The sequence below is a fragment of the Mesorhizobium sp. M1A.F.Ca.IN.022.07.1.1 genome (assembly GCF_003997575.1).
GTDB lineage: Bacteria > Pseudomonadota > Alphaproteobacteria > Rhizobiales > Rhizobiaceae > Mesorhizobium.
The window spans coordinates 1-410 of the sequence record NZ_RZST01000748.1; the positions used below are offsets into that span (position 1 = coordinate 1).

Here is a 410-nt window from a genome sequence, read left to right on the forward strand (position 1 = left end):
GGCCTTGGGGCGCGATCCTCATCAATCTCGCGCTCGTGGTCTCGGTCGTCGGCGCCTTCTTGAGTTGGACGCTGCTCGCTGCGGAGGTTCCGCATGTCGCCGGAAAAGACGGGACGATGCCCAAGTTCTTCGGCCATGAAAGCGAGCGCGGCGTGCCCTCGACATCGCTGCTGATCACCAATCTGCTTGTCCAGGCCTTCCTGGTGATCACGCTCTTTGCGCAGAGCACCTACCAGGCACTCTTCTACATCGCCTCGGCGGCCATCCTCGTGCCCTACATCTTTTCCGGGGCCTTTGCCGCCAAGCTGGCCCTGACCGGAGAAAGCTACGAGAGCGGCGAGCGGCGTTCAGGACCACTCTTTGCCGGTGTGCTGGCGACGATCTACGGGCTGTGGCGCGTCTATGCGGCC

At 63.4% G+C, this 410-nt stretch carries 1 protein-coding gene; it reads left to right on the forward strand.

Going from position 1 to position 410, the window contains the following annotated elements; translation table 11 throughout:
- Positions 1-410 (forward strand): amino acid permease (locus EOA75_RS33750; RefSeq protein ID WP_127326200.1); only part of this gene is annotated, 410 nt, incomplete at both ends.